General features: G+C 75.1%; 2 protein-coding genes. Both read right to left on the bottom strand.

What is annotated here, in order from left to right:
* Window positions 1-469: NAD(P)-binding protein (locus OZN99_RS31905; protein WP_270939203.1), on the bottom strand; the 469-nt coding region annotated here is incomplete at its 3' end.
* Window positions 470-539: 70 nt separating this feature from the next.
* On the bottom strand, window positions 540-1,127 hold the full coding sequence (locus tag OZN99_RS31900; protein WP_270939202.1) for an amino acid synthesis family protein: 588 nt from the start codon (window positions 1,125-1,127) through the stop codon (window positions 540-542).
* Window positions 1,128-1,258: the final 131 nt, after the last annotated feature.

The raw sequence follows: 1,258 nt of genomic DNA, 5'->3' as shown, positions 1-1,258 counted from the left end.
CCTGCGGCGCCGGGACGGCCAGCACCACCGCGTCGAAGGGGCCGTCCTCGGCCGGGGCGTCGCCCGCGCGGCCACGCTGGCCGGGCACGTGGCGCAGGCTCCAGGCGCCCGGCCCGCCGGCGATCTCGGTCACCTCCCGCGCGACGGTCAGGTCCAGCCCCTCGGCCAGGGCGCGCGGGATGGTGGACATGCGGGGCACGCCGACGCGGCGGGACTCGTCCGGCCAGGGCCTGGCGTGGCTGGCTTCCAGCGTCGCGCGGAACAGCGCGTGGCGGGCGGTGAGGTATTGCGCGCCATGGTCGAAGTCGAGCGTTCGGCCGGCGGCCTCCACGCGGCGGGTGGCCATGCGACCGCCTGCGGCGCGCCCCTTGTCGAAGAGGCGAGCGGACAGGCCGTGGGCGGCAAGCGTCTTGGCGCAGGCGAGGCCGGCGAGGCCGGCGCCCACGATCGCGACGGAACGGACGGGCATGACGCATGTATGGCGCGTGTCGCGCCGGCCGCAAAGGCGTCGCGTGCGGTCGGTGACCGCCTGCGGTGCCTCAGCGCTGCCCGTCCCACTGCGCGATCTCCTCCTGTCGCAGCCCGCCGACGCGGGCATGCGGGCGCGGCCCGGTGGTCATGGCCAGGGCGAAGAGGATCTCGTCGGGCCGTGGCGCGTCCGGCACCACGCAGGTGATCCCGTCGAAATGGCTGCGGACATAGGCGGCGTTGCGGTGATGGATGGGCAGGTCCAGCATCGCCCCCATCGGCCCCACCTTGGTCATGGAGGGAACGATGGCCAGCGCCTTCCCCAGCAGCCCGCGCATCGCATAGCCGCCCGCCACGTGCCACAGGGCGCCGTGCTCCAGCTCCCCCGCGGCACCGACCAGCCCGCCCTTGCCATAGGCCTCGATGCGCCCTGGATCGCCGCCGAGGCCCGCCAGGAGCTTCTCCGCCACCATCAGCCCGACCGGCTTCATGGCCTCCATCATCCACATGAGGTCCGGCTCGTACCGCCCGGCGAAGGGGTTGCGCAGCACCACGGCGCACCATCCCTTCAGCACCGGGACCGCCAGCGGCGGGCCGCCATCGTGGCGCACCTCCTCCACATGCAGGACGGTCTTGCGGATAGCGAGGTCCTGGCTCATGCGGCGGCCTCCGTCAGGGCGGGGAAGGGAACTCCGACGACCCGCGCCTGCCCGGCCAGGCGCAGCGCCGCGGCGCGGATCAGCCCGGCGCGGCACCAGGCCTCCGCTCGCGCGACGCCGGCCGCCAGCGC

It is taken from the genome of Falsiroseomonas oryzae (assembly GCF_027856955.1).
Taxonomy (GTDB): Bacteria; Pseudomonadota; Alphaproteobacteria; order Acetobacterales; family Acetobacteraceae; genus Falsiroseomonas; species Falsiroseomonas oryzae.
This window is presented reverse-complemented; position numbering and strand designations above follow the sequence as displayed.